Source organism: Burkholderia sp. IMCC1007 (assembly GCF_027257875.1).
GTDB lineage: Bacteria > Pseudomonadota > Gammaproteobacteria > Burkholderiales > Burkholderiaceae > Burkholderia.
Map to the genome: position 1 here is coordinate 50,458 of NZ_JAPVQY010000038.1, position 15,467 is coordinate 65,924.

Genomic DNA, 15,467 nt, shown 5'->3' on the forward strand with positions numbered 1-15,467 from the left:
CTTTCACGGATCGACCTCATGACGACACCTGCTTCATTCGACTCTCTCCCCGATTCCGCGCGACGCGTCGCGCTGCTGCTGCGCGAGCGCGGCCATGCGAAAGGCATCGTGATGCTCGCCGAAACCGGCAAGACCTCGGCCGAGGCCGCGGCCGGGCTCGGCTGCTCGGTCGCGCAGATCGCGAAGTCGATCCTGTTTCGCCGTGAGTCGGACGGCGCGCCGGTGCTCGTCGTCGCGAGCGGGGTGAACCGTGTCGACGAGAAGAAAGTCGCCGCCCAGGTCGGTGCGGTCGGCCGCGCGGATGCGAAGTTCGTGCGCGACAACACCGGCTATGCGATCGGCGGCGTGTGCCCGATCGGCCATCTGGTCGAACCGGTCACGCTGATCGACGCCGACCTGCTCGGGCTCGACAGCCTGTGGGCGGCCGCCGGCCATCCGCACGCGGTGTTCAACCTGTCGCCGGACGAACTCGTGTCGCTGACGGGCGCGCCGATCGCGGACATCGCGCAGCGCAACGACGCATGAGCGACGCACCGGTAATGGTCGGCACGGTCGCGTCGCCGTGCACGGACGTATGCAGGATCGACCCGCGTACCGACTGGTGCGCGGGCTGCCTGCGCACGCGCGACGAAATCAAGGGGTGGCGCACGTCGGACGACGACGCGAGGCGCATGCTGCTCGCGCGTCTCGATGCGCGCCGGCGACTGCTCGCGGGCAGCGGCACATAAAAGCGGCGCACAAAAAAAAGCCGTTCAGCCTCGCGGGCGAACGGCATCGAGATCGGAATCCTGTGAACGTGATCAACGTCACAGCCCGAATCATACGAGCGACGCTGCAGCGTCGCATCGGGTGTTTCCCTACAACTTCTTACAGCGTTTCTCACGCACGCGCGCAGGCCGCCTGCGCGCGCATTCTTCGATGCCCCGCGGCAGCCGCGACGCACCGTCCGCACGAGCCGTGGCAGCGCACCGTGATGAATCGTAGCGGCAAACCAAACGCGCGTTTCAGTTCCGCACCGCCGCGCGACGCGCGGGCACGATGCGCCAGCCGAGGTTCACGCCGGCCGCCGCGAGCAGGATCAGGAGCGCGCCGAACACCTGCGTCCACGCAAGCGTCTGCCCGAACGCGACGCGATCGACGATGATCGCGACGACCGGATAGACGAACGACAGCGCGCCCGTCATCGCGACCGGCAGCTTCTGGATCGCGCCGTACAGCAGCACGTACATCAGCCCCGTGTTCACGACACCGAGCACGACGAGATCGAGCCACTGCACGGGCGTCGCGGGCAACGTGCCGAACTGCGCGAACGGCGCGAGCAGCACGATGCCGAGGCCGGCCTGCAGCAGCGCGAGCAGATGCGGCGGCGTGCCCTTCAGGTGCTTCGTGACGATCGACGACACGGCGTACAGGAACGCCGCGCCGAGCGACAGCGCGACGCCTTCGAGGTATTCGCCGGGCACCGCGAGCACGGCGGGCTCGACGCGCACCACGCACACGAGCCCGACGAAGGCGAGCGCGAGCCACGCGATCGTCGACGCGCCGATCCGTTCGCGGAACACGATCGCGCCCAGCGCGACGAGCATGAACGGCTGCGTGTTGTAGACGGCGGTCGCCATCGAGATCGACGCGCGCGAATAGGCGGCGAACAGCAGCAGCCAGTTCGCGACGATCGCGACGCTGCCGAGCGTCGCGAGCGCGAGCATGCGCGGCGAGAACAGCGCGCGGCGCAGGAAGCCGAGCGCCGCGCAGACGATCGCGAGCGTCGCCGCACCGAACAGGCAGCGGAAGAACACGACATTGGTGAGCGGCTGCTGCGACGACATCACCAGCCAGCCGATCGTGCCGGACATCATCATCGCGACGACCATCTCGGCGGCGCCGCGGCGGGTTTCGTTCGAGGCCATCATGGACTCCGTTCGACGAGAGAAGATGACTTCGATTCTAGAAACTTGCCTTCCGCGCTTCCACGGCTAAACTGAAGCGAAACAGCCGATTCACCTTCGAAAGCAAAGCGATCATGCCGAAACGCCTTTCCCCGCCCGCCGTCGCGTCGCTTGACGCGACCGACCGCGCGATCCTTGCCGCACTCGCCGAGGATGCCCGCGTCGCGACCAGCGAGCTGGCGCGCCAGATCGGGCTGTCGGCGCCCGCCACGGCGGACCGCGTGCGGCGGCTCGAAGCGCAAGGCGTGATCGCCGGCTTCACCGTCGAGCTCGACCCGCGCGCGCTCGGCTACACGCTGCAGGCGATCGTCCGCGTGAAGCCGCTGCCGGGGCAGCTGCATCTGGTCGAGGAGGTATTGCGGCGGATTCCGGAATTCGTCGAATGCGACAAGGTGACCGGCGACGACTGTTTCATCTGCCGGCTCTACCTGCGCACGATCGAACAGCTCGACGACATCCTCGCGAAGGTGACCGAGCGTGCGGAAACGAGCACGGCGATCGTGAAATCGACGCCCGTGCCGCGCCGCCTGCCGCCGCTCGCCGGAGACGACGCCGCGCACCGCTGAACGCCGGACGCGCGGCGCCGAGGTTCCGCCGAGGTTCCGCCTGAGTTCCGCCGGGTTCCGCCGGGTTCCACCGAGGCTCCACCGGCGCCGTTTACGCAGCCGCGTCGCGCGCCTCGAAGAACGCGAGCAGCTCGTCGACCAGCTCGTCGGGCGCTTCTTCCGGAATGTAGTGCCCGCACTCGAGCGCGCGGCCGCTGACGTCGCGCGCGACCCGCCGCCATTCGTCGAGCGGATCGAAGCACCGGCCGACGATCCCGTTAGCGCCCCACAGCACGCGCAGCGGACACGCGACCTTGTTGCCGCGCTCGAGATCCGCGCGGTCGTGTTCGAGATCGATCGTCGCCGAAGCGCGGTAGTCCTCGCACATCGCATGCACGGCGCCCGGCTGCGCGAGCGCGGCGCGATAGGCGGCGAGCGCTTCCGGCGCGAACGGCGCGAGGCCGGCCGAACGGTTGCCCATCACGCGCTCGATGTACGCGTCGGTACGGCCTTCGATCAGCGATTCGGGCAGCGGCTCCGGCTGGATCAGGAAGAACCAGTGGAAATACGCGGTCGCGAACGCGCGATCGGTTTTCTCGTACATCGCGAGCGTCGGCGCGATGTCGAGCAGCATCATCCGCTCGACGGCCGCCGGGTGATCGAGCGCGAGCCGGTGCGCGACGCGCGCGCCGCGATCGTGCGCGCACACGTGGAATTGCTCGAAGCCGAAATGCCGCATCACGGCGACCTGGTCGGCCGCCATCGCGCGTTTCGAATAACGCGCGTGCTGCGCGTCGCTCGGCGGCTTGCCCGACGCGCCGTAGCCGCGCAAGTCGGTCGCGATCACGGTGAAATGGCTGGCCAGCGTCGCGGCGACGCGATGCCAGATCATGTGGGTCTGCGGATGGCCGTGCAGCAGCAGAAGCGGCGGCCCCGCGCCACCTTTGACACCAAAGATTTCCGTGTCCTGCACTGTCACGCGAAACGGTGCAAACGCCTCAAACGACATGATGTGTTTCTCGTTGGTCTGTTATGGCGATCATTGTAGGAGCGCCGGCCCGGATTCAGCGCGCGGCAGATGCCCGAAAACGTAGAAACAGAACACTCCCTCGATTGTCGCCATGCCGCGCATTTTGCTAAGCTCGCGTAGAATCGCACGACCGTTCGTATTAATATCGACACACCGTCGTACAGGTACACTCGACACACCGTTCGATCGCCAAGCATGAAGCCGGCGTCGGCGCGACCGCGCCGCGTCCGGCCGCCCCTCGAGACTGGAGACACCCCATGGCATTGCCCGCCGTCCTGCAGAATCTGACGCTGCCCGTCATCGCGTCGCCGATGTTCATCGTCAGCTACCCCGAACTCGTGCTCGCGCAATGCAAGGCGGGTATCGTCGGGTCATTTCCCGCGCTCAACGCCCGTCCGGCCGAACTGCTGGACGAGTGGCTCACGCAGATCCAGTCCGAGCTCGCCGACCACAAGGCGAAGCACCCGGACGCGGTGATCGGCCCGATCGCGGTCAACCAGATCGTCCACCAGTCCAACGTACGGCTCGAGCATGACGTGCGCGTGTGCGTCGAGCACAAGGTGCCGATCTTCATCACGAGCCTGCGCGCGCCGGCGCGCGAGATCGTCGACGCGGTGCACAGCTACGGCGGCATCGTGCTGCACGACGTGATCAACCTGCGCCACGCGCAGAAGGCGCTCGAGGCCGGCGTCGACGGGCTGATCCTGGTGGCGGCCGGCGCCGGCGGCCACGCGGGCACGACCTCGCCGTTCGCGCTCGTCGGCGAAGTGCGCAAGATGTTCGACGGCCCGATCGTGCTGTCCGGCGCAATCGCGAACGGCGGCTCGATCCTCGCCGCGCAGGCGATGGGCGCCGACTTCGCGTACATGGGCACGCGCTTCATCGCGACGCAGGAAGCGCACGCGGTCGAGGACTACAAGCACGCGATCGTCAACGCGAAATCGTCCGACATCATCTATACGAACCTCTTCACGGGCGTGCACGGCAACTACATCCGCGAGAGCATCGAGAAAGCCGGCCTCGATCCGGACGCGCTGCCGGAATCCGACAAGTCGAAGATGAATTTCGGCGGCGACAAGGCGAAGGCGTGGAAGGACATCTGGGGCGCGGGCCAGGGCGTCGGCCTGATGGACGACCTGCCGAGCGTCGGCGCGCTCGTCGAGCGGCTCAAGCGCGAATACGACGACGCGAAGGCGCGGCTCGGGATCCCGCGGTGACGCACGCGGCGGCGGGCCGCTCCGCCGCCGAGCACGGGGTCTCACCAAACGAAAAAGCGCGAACCGCAACGGCTCGCGCTTTTTTCACGTCCGCACGCAGGCGGCCCGCACCGGTCAGCCCGCGCGCTTGATCCGCGTGATCGGCAGCACGCGCAGGCGCGCCTCGATCGACGGGCACAGCGACTCGCCTTCGAAACGCGCGGCGAGGAAGTCGACGAACGAACGCACCTTCGCGGACACGTGGCGGCGGCTCGCGTACACCGCGTAGATCGGCGCCTCGTGCGGCGGCACGGCGTCGAGCAGCACCGGCACGAGCCGGCCCGATTCGATGTCGTCGCCGACCACCTCGGTGCCGAGCAGCGCGATGCCCGCGCCCGCGAGCACGGCCGCGCGCAGCCCTTCGAGATGGTTCACGATCAGGTTGCCGCTCAGGTTCACGCGCGACGCGGCGGCCGCGTCGATCACGAGCGAATCGAGCATCGTCGAATTCGAATCGCGCCGCAGGTAATTGTGGTGCGCGAGATCGGCGATCGTCTGCGGCGTGCCGTGCTTCCCGAGATACTCGGGCGACGCGACCAGCAGGATGTGCGCGGTCGCGATCTGCCGCGCGACCAGCGACGACGACTTCAAGCCGTTCGGGGCCGCGCGGACCGCGACGTCGTAGCCTTCCTCGATGAGGTCGACCACGCGATCGGACAGCGTCATGTCGACGGTCACGTCGGGGAAGCGGCCCGCGTACTCGGTGACCGCCTGCATCACGTGCCGCAATCCGAACGCGGACAGCGACGTCACGCGCAAGCGGCCCTGCGGCACGACGCTCGCGGCGCCGACCGCCTGTCCGGCTTCGTCGAGTTCCGACAGCGCCTGCACGAGGCGCTCATAGTATTCGCGTCCCGCCTCGGTCGGCGCGACACGTCGTGTCGTGCGATGCAGCAGCCGCGCGCCGAGCTGCTGCTCGAGATGCATCACGTGCTTGCTCGCCATCGCGGCCGACATCTGCATGCGCTCGGCCGCGCCGACGAAGCTGCCCACTTCGACGACGTAGCGAAACACATTCATGCTGACGAGGGTATCCATCGAACTAGCTCGCAATTCCTGGGAATCATGCAATTACGAGATAGGGTAACAAAGGCGAGGAAACAAAAACGTCAACAAACGCAAAACGGCGCCGCAAATGGCGGCGCCGATGGGGGGTCAACTGTCGGACGAATGCGCGAAAGGCTCGCGCGTCCCCCGACCGAATCGTCAGAACTTCGCGCGGATGCCTGCGCCGAACGTGTTGCCGCTCGACAGGCCGCTGATGTGGTCGTTCATGTAGGCGGCGTAGACGTCCGTGCGCTTGGACAGCGGATAGTCGTAGCCGACGGCCCAGGTCTGGCGCGTCTGGTCGAGGCCGCCCGCGTCGCGCGAATACGCGTACGACGCCATCGCGTTGCCGACGCCGAGCGGCACCGACACGCCGCCCTGCGCGGTGTTCACGTGCCAGCTGCCCGCGACCTGGTCATTCTTCGTATACATGTACTGGCCGAACAGCTTCACGTACTTCAGGTCGTAGGTCGCGCCGACCAGGCCGATGCCCTGGCTCTTCATGCCGGTCACGAGCGCGCTCAGATCCTGCGGACCGTTGTTGAAGTTCACGTACTGGTAGACGGCAGTCGCCGCGAACGCACCGTTCGCGTAGTTGAACTGCGCGCTCCACTTCTTCGAGCGGTTGTCGCCGGCCTGGTTGCCGAGCGCGTACATCGCGCCGAAATTCAGGCCGCCGAACGAAGGCGACGTGTAGGACAGCGCGTTGTTCCAGCCCGAATCGCCGACCGCGCCCTGGTCGCTCGGATAGGTCGGAAACGTGCCGAGGCCGAGGAACACGTGGTACACCATCGGCGAGAAGGTGTACGAGTCGTAGAACGGGTTGAACAGGATCGTCGACAGGAACAGATGCGTCGTCAGACGCCCCGCCGTCACCGTGCCGAACGGCGCGCTGATGCCGACGTATGCGTTGCGCGCGAAGAACGTGTCGCCCTGGAAGCGGCCGTACTGGCCGTTCTGTGCGCGGAAGAAGCTCTCCAGCGTGAAGATCGCCTTGTAGCCGCCGCCCAGATCCTCGGCACCGTGCATGCCCCAGTACGACGTCGACATCCCGCCGCCGCTCACGTTCCATGCGCGATCGCCGCCCGGGAACTTGGTCGCGCCGACCCATTCGTCCACCTGACCGTAGAGCGAAACGCTCGACTGCGCGTAGACGGGTGCGGCTGCCGCCACGCAGGCGGCTGCGGCGATCAGCTTGACGGACGTGCGGGACGCACGGCGGGCGAATGCTTTCATGGGATCTCCAGGTTTTGTCGGATAGTCGATAAGTGGCGCGAGCGTTGTTGTTTGGAGCCGAGTGCTAGCGTCGTATGGGGCGCAGCCATCTTTACGGATCATTGGTCCGGTCAAAATTGCGCACACTTATTGCGGGTATAGCGGCAGCCTTAACTTCGCGGAATTCATGCATGGGCCGACGCGGCGCGGCGGCCCCGCGCGATGCGGGCACGCGGCGGGACGGCCGCCTGGCGTGCGCGCGCCGGGCGCGAAAGATAGCGCAATGCGGCGGGAAAATCAGCGGAAATCTATGCGCGACTGTGGTGAATTCGCATCAGCCGGCGGGGGGACGAGCGCGCGGGCGCTCAGTTTCGGTAGAACGGGGAGAAAAACGGCGAGTGTGCAGGCTCTTCCTGCGCGCGGGGCGGCGGCAGCGGGCGGCCGCCGCGCTCCTCGTTGTAGCGCGCGACGTCGGCACGGATCGAGCCGGCGCGCAGCGGCACGTTGCCGCCGCCGCCCGACGGGCGCGGCATCTGGCGCGAATCGGCGCTGATCGGGCGATACGGGCTTTGTGCGGCGTAGTGGCCGTAGGACGGCGTCGGGCGCAGGCCCCAGCGCGAACCGTAGCCGTTCACGCCGCCGGCACGGGCGCCGCCCGACGGCGCCGCGCGGCGCCAGACCGGCGCACCGCCGGCCGGCTGGCCGTACGCGTGCATGTCGCCACCGCCGAAACCGTGGGCGCCGAAACCGTGGCTGCCGAAGCCGTGGCCGCCGTACGCAAGACCGCCGCCGTGCGGCGGCTGTGCGAGCGCGAGCGGCATCAGCAACGCACACAGCGCGCCTGCCACCCATCGTCCGACCTTCAGTTTCACCCGTTCCGTCATCACATTCATTGCCTGTTGCGGCGCGCTACCGACTGCTCCCGGCCAACGCAAGCCTTTCAGCAGTAATTTATGAGCGGTCCGAAACGGTGTCGAGCCAAAAAGTGTTAGGTCGCCGGCATCGGTGTAACACCATGTTACTGCTAGGTTTTTTCACTTCCGGGGGCGTTTGTGGCAGAACATTCTTCCGCCGTCATGCGCCGCGGTGGCGTGTGCGAAGGCGCACCCCGACATGCATCTCGTTCATCAATCGATTCGCACAATGAATTTGTGTATTGAATGATCCGCCCGGACAATAACGCCATTCGCGCGCGCGGTGCGCGCGCACCGTTTCCGAATCGAGTTCCAGATGGCCCGTCCCCGTTTCCTTCCCGACAACTTCACGCTCGCGCTCGTCGGCACCGTCGTGCTCGCAAGCGTGCTGCCGTGTCGCGGCCCGGCCGCCCATGCGTTCAACTGGGCGACCAACATCGCCGTCGGCCTGCTGTTCTTCCTGCACGGCGCGAAGCTGTCGCGCGAAGCCGTCATCGCGGGCGCGACGCATTGGCGGCTGCATGCGGTCGTGCTGCTCAGCACGTTCGCGCTGTTCCCCGTGCTCGGCCTCGTGCTGAAACCCGTGCTGCAGCCGCTCGTCACGCCGGCGCTGTATGCCGGCGTGCTGTTCCTGTGCACGCTGCCGTCGACGGTCCAGTCGTCGATCGCGTTCACGTCGATGGCGAAAGGCAACGTGCCGGCCGCCGTGTGCGCCGCGTCCGCGTCGAGCCTGCTCGGCATCTTCGTGACGCCGGCGCTCGTCGGGCTGATGATCACGTCGCAGCCGGGCGCGGCCGCCTCGCCGTGGAGCACCGTCGGCAGCATCGTGATGCAGCTGCTCGTGCCGTTCATCGCCGGCCAGTTGCTGCGGCCCGTGATCGGCGGCTGGATCGAGCGCAATCGCGGCGTGCTGCGCTTCGTCGATCAGGGCTCGATCCTGCTCGTCGTCTACGTCGCGTTCAGCGAGGCCGTGAACCAGGGGTTGTGGCACCAGATTCCGGCGCGCGCGCTCGGCGGCCTGCTGGTCGTCAACATCGTGCTGCTCGTGATCGCGCTGGTGCTGACCACCGTCGTCAGCAAGCGGCTCGGCTTCAACCGGGCCGACCAGATCACGATCATCTTCTGCGGGTCGAAGAAGAGCCTCGCGGCCGGCGTGCCGATGGCGAAGGTGATCTTCTCCGCGCAGGCGGTCGGCGCGATCGTGCTGCCGCTGATGCTGTTCCATCAGATCCAGCTGATGGCGTGCGCGGCGCTCGCGCAGCGCTGGGGCGCGCGCGACCTGAGCGGCGAGCAGGACGGCCAGGATGGCGCGGTCGGGGCCGCCCGCCGGCGCGGAGCGCTGAACGCGGGCAAGCGCTGATCTGACGAGTGCGTCGCGGCTGTGGCCGGCCGCGCCCTTGGGCTTGTGGCGTTCTGCCTTCTGCCTTCTGCCTTCTGCCTTCGGCCTTCTGCCTTCTGCCTTCTGCCTTCTGCCTTCTGCCTTCTGCCGTTCGCTGTTCGCCGTGTGCCGTGTGCCGTGTGCCGTTCGCCGTGTGCCGTTCGCCGTTCGCCGTTCGCCGTTCGCGTTGCCGCGCCACTATCAAACGCTCGCACGGACCCACATCACCCCGTCGTCACAAAATCTTCATTCAATTCTTCGCGCGCGCTGCCGTTAAAGTCTGGCGTCCCGTCGCTTCGGCCGCCCTGCCCATGTCCGCGCCCCATTCCGACTCTACCGCCACCCCGACCGCACGCCTGATCGCCGAACGCGGGCTCGCCGCCGTGTTCCAGCCGATCGTCGATCTCGGTTCGGGCCTGGTCGTCGGTTACGAAGGGTTGATCCGCGGCCCGCGCGGCGCCGATCTCGAGTCGCCCGCCGCCCTGTTCGCGCAGGCCGCCCGCGACGGCACGACGGTCGCGCTCGAGCAGGCGGCCGCGCTCACCTGCCTCGACGCGTTCGCGGCGCTCGACTGCGGCGGCAAGCTGTTCCTCAACTTCAGCGCGAACACGATCCTGCAGCTCGCGCAGGATCGCGACCGCGTACGGCTGCTGCTCGGCCGCGCGCGAATCGGCGCCGAGCGCATCGTGATCGAGCTGACCGAGCAGATCGCGATGCCGGACGTCGCGCGCATCGAGCCGGCCGTCGCGTCGCTGCGCGACACGGGCATCCAGCTCGCGCTCGACGACTACGGCACCGCGAATGCCAGCATGAGCCTGTGGCTACGCCTGCGCCCCGACGTCGTGAAGATCGACCGCTTCTTCATCCACGACATCGCGCACGATCCGCTGAAGTTCGAAGCGGTCCGTGCAATCCAGCGCTTCGCGCAGGCCAGCGGCGCGGAGCTGATCGCGGAAGGGATCGAGAACGAATGCGACCTGATCGTCGTGCGCGACATGGGAATCCGCTGCGTGCAGGGTTTCCTGCTCGGCCGGCCCGAAGCACGGCCGTCGCCGGTCGTCGCGCCGGCCGCACGCGACGCGATCGGCACGCCGCACATCGCGGTGTTTCCCGGCGCGACGCGCACCGCGCGGCCGGCCGGCACGATCGCCGCGAAGATGCTGGTCGCCGCGCCCGCGCTGCCACGCGACGCCACCAGCAACGACGCACTCGACCTCTTCAACCGGATGCCCGAGCTGCACGCGCTCGCGCTCGTCGAACGCGGGCGGCCCGTCGCCCTCGTGAACCGGCGCGGCTTCATCGACCGCTTCGCGCTGCCGTATCACCGCGAGGTGTTCGGCAAAAAGCCGTGCCTGCAGTTCGCGAACGACGCGCCGCTGATGATCGACAACGCGACGACGGTCGAGCAGCTCGCGCTGCTGCTCGCGAGCCACGACCAGCGCTATCTCGCGGACGGCTTCGTGATCACCGAACACGGCCGCTACGTCGGGCTCGGCACCGGCGAGAGCCTCGTGCGGGCGGTGACCGAAATGCGCATCGAGGCCGCGCGTTACGCGAATCCGTTGACGTTCCTGCCCGGCAACATCCCGATCAGCGCGCATATCGACCGCCTGCTGGCGCACGACGCCGGCTTCCACGCGTGCTACGTCGACCTGAACCAGTTCAAGCCGTTCAACGACCAGTACGGCTACTGGCAGGGCGACGAAGTGCTGAAGTTCGCGGCGACGGTGCTGGCCGGCGTGTGCGATCCGCAGCGCGACTTCCTCGGGCACGTGGGCGGCGACGATTTCCTCGTGCTGTTTCAGCGCGACGACTGGCACGTACGCGCGGTCGACGCGATCGCGCGCTTCAACGACGGCGCGCAACGCTTCTACACGCAGGCCGACCGGCATGCGGGCGGGCTGAGCGGCGAGGACCGCCACGGCAATCCCGCGTTCTTCGGCTTCGTCACGATGGCGATCGGCGCGGTCGGCGTGCCGGCCGGCGCGCACCGCGCGATGCGCTACGGCAGCGACGAGATCGCATCGGTCGCGGCGCTCGCGAAACGGCGCGCGAAGCAGCAGCCGGGCGGGCTCGCGGTCGTCGATCTCGACGAGGGCCGCGCGGCGCTGCGCGATCGCGGCGGACCGCCGCGGGCGACGGCCTGAACGACCGACGGCGCCTCCTCGCGACAACCTTGCCTTTTTCGCGTTTTGTTTAGTATTTTTAGTAACGATGTTTTCGCAGATTAGCGCCTAAAAGCCCGCTATTTTCGGGTATTCCCCGGTTATCCGGCCCGAATTACGCGCTGGTTTTTACTATACAATCGCCGTCACCCTAAACAAACCGGACCCCGAACGATGGGCACCACCATTCGCGACGTAGCGCGGGCGGCAGAGGTCTCGATCGGCACCGTTTCGCGCGCGCTGAAAAACCAGCCGGGCCTGTCCGAGGCCACGCGGGCGCGCATCGTCGAGATCGCGCAACGGCTCGGCTACGACCCGGCCCAGTTGCGGCCCCGGATCCGCCGGCTCACCTTCCTGCTGCACCGCCAGCACAACCGCTTTCCCGCCAGCCCGTTCTTCTCGCACGTGCTGCACGGCGTCGAGGACGCGTGCCGCGAGCGCGGCATCGTGCCGACGCTGCTCACGGTCGGCCCGAACGACGACGTGCTGCGCCAGATGCGGCCGCACGCGCCCGACGCGATCGCGGTGGCCGGCTTCATCGAGCCCGAGACGATCGAGGCGCTCGCCGCGACCGGCCGCCCGCTCGTGCTGATCGACCTGTGGGCGCCCGGCCTGCGCTCGGTGAACGTCGACAACGCGACGGGCGCGGCGCTCGCGATGCGCCACCTGCTCGCCATCGGCCGCTCGCGGATCGCGTTCATCGGCGGCTCGGCCGCGCACTACAGCATCGCGCAGCGGGCCATCGGCTACCGGCGCGCGTTCTTCGAGGCCGGCCGGCTGTTCGACCCGGCCTACGAAGTGACGATCGACGCCGGGCTCGACCCCGACACGGGCGCCGCGCGTGCGATGCAGCGCCTGCTCGACGCGCCGGGCCCGCGCCCCGACGCCGTATTCGCGTACAACGACGCGGCCGCACTGGCCGCGCAGCGCGTGTGCATCGCGCGCGGCGTGCGGATTCCGGAAGACATCGCGATCGTCGGCTTCGACGACATCCCGGCCGCCGCGCATGCGAATCCGCCGCTCACGACGCTCGCCGTCGACAAGGAAGCGCTCGGCCGCCGCGGCGTCGAACTGCTGCTCGCGGAAGCGCCCGAGCGCACCGAGCTCTCCCTGCCCGTCGAGCTGATCGTGCGGGCCAGCAGCCAGCCCGCCGGCGCGCCGGCACTCGATACCGCCACGGTCACCGAATCATGAACATGCCCCCGGTCCAATCCCGCACGGCCGCGCCGGCCGCCCACGCGCAAGCGGCGCCGTTCGTCGCGAGCTTCCGCGATCCGTCGTTCCTGCTGTCGCACGTCGAGGACACGCTGCGCTTCTACGCGGCGAACGCGTTCGATCCGACGGGCGGCTTCCACCACTACTTCCGCGACGACGGCAGCGTCTACAACCGTACGTCGCGGCACCTGGTCAGCAGCTGCCGGTTCGTCTTCAACTACGCGATGGCGTACCGCCATTTCGGCGATCCGCGCGATCTCGACTACGCGCGCCACGGGCTGCGCTTCCTGCGCGACGCGCACTGGGACGACGAACTGAAGGGCTACGACTGGGAACTGGACTGGCGCGACGGCGCGAAGCGCGCGACGCTCGACGGCACGCGCCACTGCTACGGGCTCGCGTTCGTGCTGCTGGCCGCCGCGCACGCGACGATGGCCGGCATCGACGAAGCGCGCGCGCTGATCGCGTCGACCTACGAGCTCGCCGAACACCGCTTCTGGGATGCGGCGGCGGGCCTCTACGCGGACGACGCGACACCCAACTGGATCGTGTCGTCGTACCGCGGCCAGAACGCGAACATGCACATGACGGAAGCGCTGCTCGCAGCCTACGAGGCGACCGGGCACGTCACCTACCTCGACCGCGCGGAAAAGCTCGCGACCCACATCACGCAGCGCCAGGCCGCGCTGTCGGGCGGCCTCGTGTGGGAGCACTACCACGCGGACTGGTCGGTCGACTGGGACTACAACAAGGAAGACAGCTCGAACATCTTCCGTCCGTGGGGCTTCCAGCCCGGCCATCAGACCGAATGGGCGAAGCTGCTGCTGATCCTCGAGCGGCATCGCCCGCTCGACTGGCTCGTGCCGCGCGCGGCGGAGTTGTTCGACGCGGCGCTCACGCACGCGTGGGACACCGATCACGGCGGCCTGTGCTACGGCTTCGGCCCCGACTTCACGATCTGCGACCACAACAAGTATTTCTGGGTGCAGGCGGAAACCTTCGCGGCCGCCGCGATGCTCGGCGCGCGCACCGGCAGCGAACGCTTCTGGGACTGGTACGACGAGATCTGGCGCTACAGCTGGGCGCATTTCGTCGATCACCGCTACGGCGCGTGGTACCGGATCCTCACGTGCGACAACCGCAAGTACAGCGACGAGAAGAGCCCGGCCGGCAAGACCGACTATCACACGATGGGCGCATGCTACGACGTGCTCGCGACCCTCGCGCGCATGGGCGCACGCAGCGAGTCGACGCAATGAGCGGCGGCGCGTTTCCGGCTTTCGTGTCGGCGGGCGACATCCTGACCGACATGGTGCGCGCGGGCGACGCGCAATGGACGTCGGTGCCGGGCGGCGCCGGCTGGAACGTCGCGCGCGCGGTCGCGCGGCTCGGCTTGCCGAGCGCGCTAGCGGGCGCGATCGGCGAAGACTGTTTCTCCGACGTTCTGTGGCGCACCAGCGAAGCGGCCGGGCTCGACCTGCGCTTCCTGCAGCGCGTGCCGCGCGCACCGCTGCTCGCGATCGTCCACGAGACGCGGCCGCCCGCGTATTTCTTCATCGGCGAAGCAAGCGCGGACCTTGCATTCGACCCGGCGCGCCTGCCGGCCGGCTGGACCGAGCACGTGAAATGGGCGCATTTCGGCTGCATCAGCCTCGTGCGCGAGCCGCTCGCGGGCACGCTCGTCGCGCTCGCGGCCGACCTGCACGCGCGCGGCGTGAAGATCAGCTTCGATCCGAATTACCGGAACCTGATGACGGCCGCGTACCGGCCCACGCTCGAGAAGATGGCGAGCCTCGCCGACCTGATCAAGGTGTCCGACGAGGACCTGCGCCACCTGTTCGGCGGCGACGGCACGGACGCGGTCGCAGCCGTGCGCGCGCTGAACCCGCGGGCAGCCGTGTTCGTCACGCGCGGCGCGCAGGCGGCGACGCTCTACGCGGACGGCGGCGTGCACGAAGCCAGCCCGCCGCGCGTCGAGGTGGTCGACACCGTCGGCGCCGGCGACGCATCGATCGGCGGCATGCTGTTCAGCCTGATGGCCGCGCCGCAACGCGCGTGGCCCGAGCATCTCGCGTTCGCGCTCGCCGCGGGCGCTGCCGCGTGCCGGCACACGGGCGCGCACGCGCCGACGCTCGACGAAGTCGTCGCGCTGCTCGAACGGTGACGCAATGATGATGATGGCGCACTGATCCGTCGCCGATTAGCGGCGCTGTACATGCTGCGCCGCAGTGCTACGATGAAGTGTCCTTTTGCGGGAGAGGCACGATGGACACGAACACGTTCACCAAAGGCATCTACACGGCCAAGGCGCATACGCAGCACGCCGGCAACGGGCAGTTCCAGGGCTACGTGATCCTCGCCCGGGACGACGGCGACGAGACGGAGAACATGCGCTACGACGTCCACAGCACGAGCCCAAGCGAGGAAGAGGCGTTCGACGAGGCCAAGGCGCTCGCGCACCGGATCCTCGGCGAAATCGAACTGTAACGCGCCGCACCGTCACGCGCGCGCCGCGGCCTGCCCGCGACGCGCCGCCTGCTTCGATGCGGCTCAGAGCAGCCGCGCCACCATCGACACCAGCATCGTCAGCACCAGCGTCGACATGAACGGGAACGGATAACGCCGCCCGCCAAGCGTCAGCGTGACGTCGCCCGGCATCCGCCCGACGCCGAGCTTGCCGAGCCACGGCCAGCAGCGCGACAGGATCATCACCGCGACGAACGACATCATCAGCCAGCGCAGCATGCGGGGCTCCC

Annotated in this window: 16 protein-coding genes; 10 read left to right on the forward strand and 6 right to left on the reverse strand. The window is 68.3% G+C overall.

Annotated elements, in window-relative coordinates; translation table 11 throughout:
• Nucleotides 1-18: 18 nt before the first annotated feature.
• On the forward strand, nucleotides 19-525 hold the full coding sequence (locus O1Q03_RS26930; protein WP_269507075.1) for a YbaK/EbsC family protein: 507 nt from the start codon (nucleotides 19-21) through the stop codon (nucleotides 523-525).
• The gene (locus O1Q03_RS26935; protein WP_269507076.1) at nucleotides 522-728 is read left to right on the forward strand and encodes a DUF1289 domain-containing protein; all 207 of its coding nucleotides are present in this window, start codon (nucleotides 522-524) and stop codon (nucleotides 726-728) included. The genes O1Q03_RS26930 and O1Q03_RS26935 overlap by 4 nt, the downstream gene beginning before the upstream one ends.
• 276 nt (nucleotides 729-1,004) lie before the next feature.
• On the opposite strand, the gene O1Q03_RS26940 is transcribed toward O1Q03_RS26935, so the two are convergent.
• Entirely contained in the window at nucleotides 1,005-1,907 is a 903-nt protein-coding gene (locus O1Q03_RS26940) for a DMT family transporter (protein ID WP_269507077.1), read from the reverse strand.
• A 113-nt stretch (nucleotides 1,908-2,020) separates the two neighbouring features.
• On the opposite strand from O1Q03_RS26940, the gene O1Q03_RS26945 reads away from it, so the two are divergent.
• The gene (locus O1Q03_RS26945) at nucleotides 2,021-2,512 is read left to right on the forward strand and encodes an Lrp/AsnC family transcriptional regulator (RefSeq protein WP_269507078.1); all 492 of its coding nucleotides are present in this window, start codon (nucleotides 2,021-2,023) and stop codon (nucleotides 2,510-2,512) included.
• Nucleotides 2,513-2,603: 91 nt separating this feature from the next.
• Here O1Q03_RS26945 and O1Q03_RS26950 read toward each other — a convergent pair whose 3' ends face one another.
• Entirely contained in the window at nucleotides 2,604-3,500 is an 897-nt protein-coding gene (locus tag O1Q03_RS26950) for an alpha/beta fold hydrolase (protein ID WP_269507079.1), read from the reverse strand.
• A 278-nt stretch (nucleotides 3,501-3,778) separates the two neighbouring features.
• On the opposite strand from O1Q03_RS26950, the gene O1Q03_RS26955 reads away from it, so the two are divergent.
• Nucleotides 3,779-4,738 carry an NAD(P)H-dependent flavin oxidoreductase gene (locus O1Q03_RS26955; protein ID WP_269507080.1) on the forward strand — a complete coding sequence of 320 codons (960 nt, stop codon included), beginning with the start codon at nucleotides 3,779-3,781 and terminating at the stop codon, nucleotides 4,736-4,738.
• Between the two features lie 114 nt (nucleotides 4,739-4,852).
• Here the strand turns inward: O1Q03_RS26955 and O1Q03_RS26960 are convergent, their stop codons facing one another.
• The 3 genes from O1Q03_RS26960 to O1Q03_RS26970 all read right to left on the reverse strand — a co-directional run bounded on the left by O1Q03_RS26960 (nucleotide 4,853) and on the right by O1Q03_RS26970 (nucleotide 7,923).
• Nucleotides 4,853-5,815: a LysR family transcriptional regulator gene (locus O1Q03_RS26960; protein ID WP_269507081.1), complete on the reverse strand. Its 963-nt coding sequence runs from the start codon at nucleotides 5,813-5,815 to the stop codon at nucleotides 4,853-4,855.
• A gap of 168 nt (nucleotides 5,816-5,983) precedes the next feature.
• A complete protein-coding gene (locus O1Q03_RS26965) occupies nucleotides 5,984-7,060 on the reverse strand; it encodes a porin (protein WP_269507082.1) in 1,077 nt (358 codons plus the stop codon).
• Between the two features lie 344 nt (nucleotides 7,061-7,404).
• The gene (locus O1Q03_RS26970) at nucleotides 7,405-7,923 is read right to left on the reverse strand and encodes a peptide-binding protein (protein WP_269507113.1); all 519 of its coding nucleotides are present in this window, start codon (nucleotides 7,921-7,923) and stop codon (nucleotides 7,405-7,407) included.
• 346 nt (nucleotides 7,924-8,269) lie between these two features.
• Between O1Q03_RS26970 and O1Q03_RS26975 the strand changes: the two genes are divergently transcribed.
• The 6 genes from O1Q03_RS26975 to O1Q03_RS27000 all read left to right on the forward strand — a co-directional run bounded on the left by O1Q03_RS26975 (nucleotide 8,270) and on the right by O1Q03_RS27000 (nucleotide 15,198).
• Nucleotides 8,270-9,313 (forward strand): bile acid:sodium symporter family protein, encoded by a 1,044-nt coding sequence (locus O1Q03_RS26975; RefSeq protein ID WP_269507083.1) that lies wholly within the window; start codon nucleotides 8,270-8,272, stop codon nucleotides 9,311-9,313.
• Nucleotides 9,314-9,642: 329 nt separating this feature from the next.
• Complete coding sequence (locus O1Q03_RS26980) at nucleotides 9,643-11,478, forward strand: phosphodiesterase (protein WP_269507085.1); 1,836 nt, start codon at nucleotides 9,643-9,645, stop codon at nucleotides 11,476-11,478.
• A 192-nt stretch (nucleotides 11,479-11,670) separates the two neighbouring features.
• The gene (locus O1Q03_RS26985; protein WP_269507086.1) at nucleotides 11,671-12,690 is read left to right on the forward strand and encodes a LacI family DNA-binding transcriptional regulator; all 1,020 of its coding nucleotides are present in this window, start codon (nucleotides 11,671-11,673) and stop codon (nucleotides 12,688-12,690) included.
• Nucleotides 12,687-13,970: an AGE family epimerase/isomerase gene (locus O1Q03_RS26990; RefSeq protein ID WP_269507088.1), complete on the forward strand. Its 1,284-nt coding sequence runs from the start codon at nucleotides 12,687-12,689 to the stop codon at nucleotides 13,968-13,970. Before O1Q03_RS26985 ends, O1Q03_RS26990 begins: the two co-directional genes overlap by 4 nt.
• The gene (locus O1Q03_RS26995) at nucleotides 13,967-14,875 is read left to right on the forward strand and encodes a carbohydrate kinase family protein (protein WP_269507089.1); all 909 of its coding nucleotides are present in this window, start codon (nucleotides 13,967-13,969) and stop codon (nucleotides 14,873-14,875) included. Before O1Q03_RS26990 ends, O1Q03_RS26995 begins: the two co-directional genes overlap by 4 nt.
• A gap of 101 nt (nucleotides 14,876-14,976) precedes the next feature.
• Nucleotides 14,977-15,198, forward strand: coding sequence for a hypothetical protein (locus O1Q03_RS27000; RefSeq protein WP_096508285.1), 222 nt, complete (start codon nucleotides 14,977-14,979; stop codon nucleotides 15,196-15,198).
• Between the two features lie 63 nt (nucleotides 15,199-15,261).
• Here O1Q03_RS27000 and O1Q03_RS27005 read toward each other — a convergent pair whose 3' ends face one another.
• Nucleotides 15,262-15,456: a DUF2905 domain-containing protein gene (locus O1Q03_RS27005; protein WP_269507091.1), complete on the reverse strand. Its 195-nt coding sequence runs from the start codon at nucleotides 15,454-15,456 to the stop codon at nucleotides 15,262-15,264.
• Between the last annotated feature and the right edge of the window lie 11 nt (nucleotides 15,457-15,467).

Coding starts and splice junctions, on each gene's coding strand:
- O1Q03_RS26930 (WP_269507075.1), top strand. CDS start 19: ATGACGACACCTGCTTCATTCGACTCTCTCCCCGATTCCGCGCGACGC.
- O1Q03_RS26935 (WP_269507076.1), top strand. CDS start 522: ATGAGCGACGCACCGGTAATGGTCGGCACGGTCGCGTCGCCGTGCACG.
- O1Q03_RS26940 (WP_269507077.1), bottom strand. CDS start 1,907: ATGGCCTCGAACGAAACCCGCCGCGGCGCCGCCGAGATGGTCGTCGCG.
- O1Q03_RS26945 (WP_269507078.1), top strand. CDS start 2,021: ATGCCGAAACGCCTTTCCCCGCCCGCCGTCGCGTCGCTTGACGCGACC.
- O1Q03_RS26950 (WP_269507079.1), bottom strand. CDS start 3,500: ATGTCGTTTGAGGCGTTTGCACCGTTTCGCGTGACAGTGCAGGACACG.
- O1Q03_RS26955 (WP_269507080.1), top strand. CDS start 3,779: ATGGCATTGCCCGCCGTCCTGCAGAATCTGACGCTGCCCGTCATCGCG.
- O1Q03_RS26960 (WP_269507081.1), bottom strand. CDS start 5,815: ATGGATACCCTCGTCAGCATGAATGTGTTTCGCTACGTCGTCGAAGTG.
- O1Q03_RS26965 (WP_269507082.1), bottom strand. CDS start 7,060: ATGAAAGCATTCGCCCGCCGTGCGTCCCGCACGTCCGTCAAGCTGATC.
- O1Q03_RS26970 (WP_269507113.1), bottom strand. CDS start 7,923: ATGACGGAACGGGTGAAACTGAAGGTCGGACGATGGGTGGCAGGCGCG.
- O1Q03_RS26975 (WP_269507083.1), top strand. CDS start 8,270: ATGGCCCGTCCCCGTTTCCTTCCCGACAACTTCACGCTCGCGCTCGTC.
- O1Q03_RS26980 (WP_269507085.1), top strand. CDS start 9,643: ATGTCCGCGCCCCATTCCGACTCTACCGCCACCCCGACCGCACGCCTG.
- O1Q03_RS26985 (WP_269507086.1), top strand. CDS start 11,671: ATGGGCACCACCATTCGCGACGTAGCGCGGGCGGCAGAGGTCTCGATC.
- O1Q03_RS26990 (WP_269507088.1), top strand. CDS start 12,687: ATGAACATGCCCCCGGTCCAATCCCGCACGGCCGCGCCGGCCGCCCAC.
- O1Q03_RS26995 (WP_269507089.1), top strand. CDS start 13,967: ATGAGCGGCGGCGCGTTTCCGGCTTTCGTGTCGGCGGGCGACATCCTG.
- O1Q03_RS27000 (WP_096508285.1), top strand. CDS start 14,977: ATGGACACGAACACGTTCACCAAAGGCATCTACACGGCCAAGGCGCAT.
- O1Q03_RS27005 (WP_269507091.1), bottom strand. CDS start 15,456: ATGCTGCGCTGGCTGATGATGTCGTTCGTCGCGGTGATGATCCTGTCG.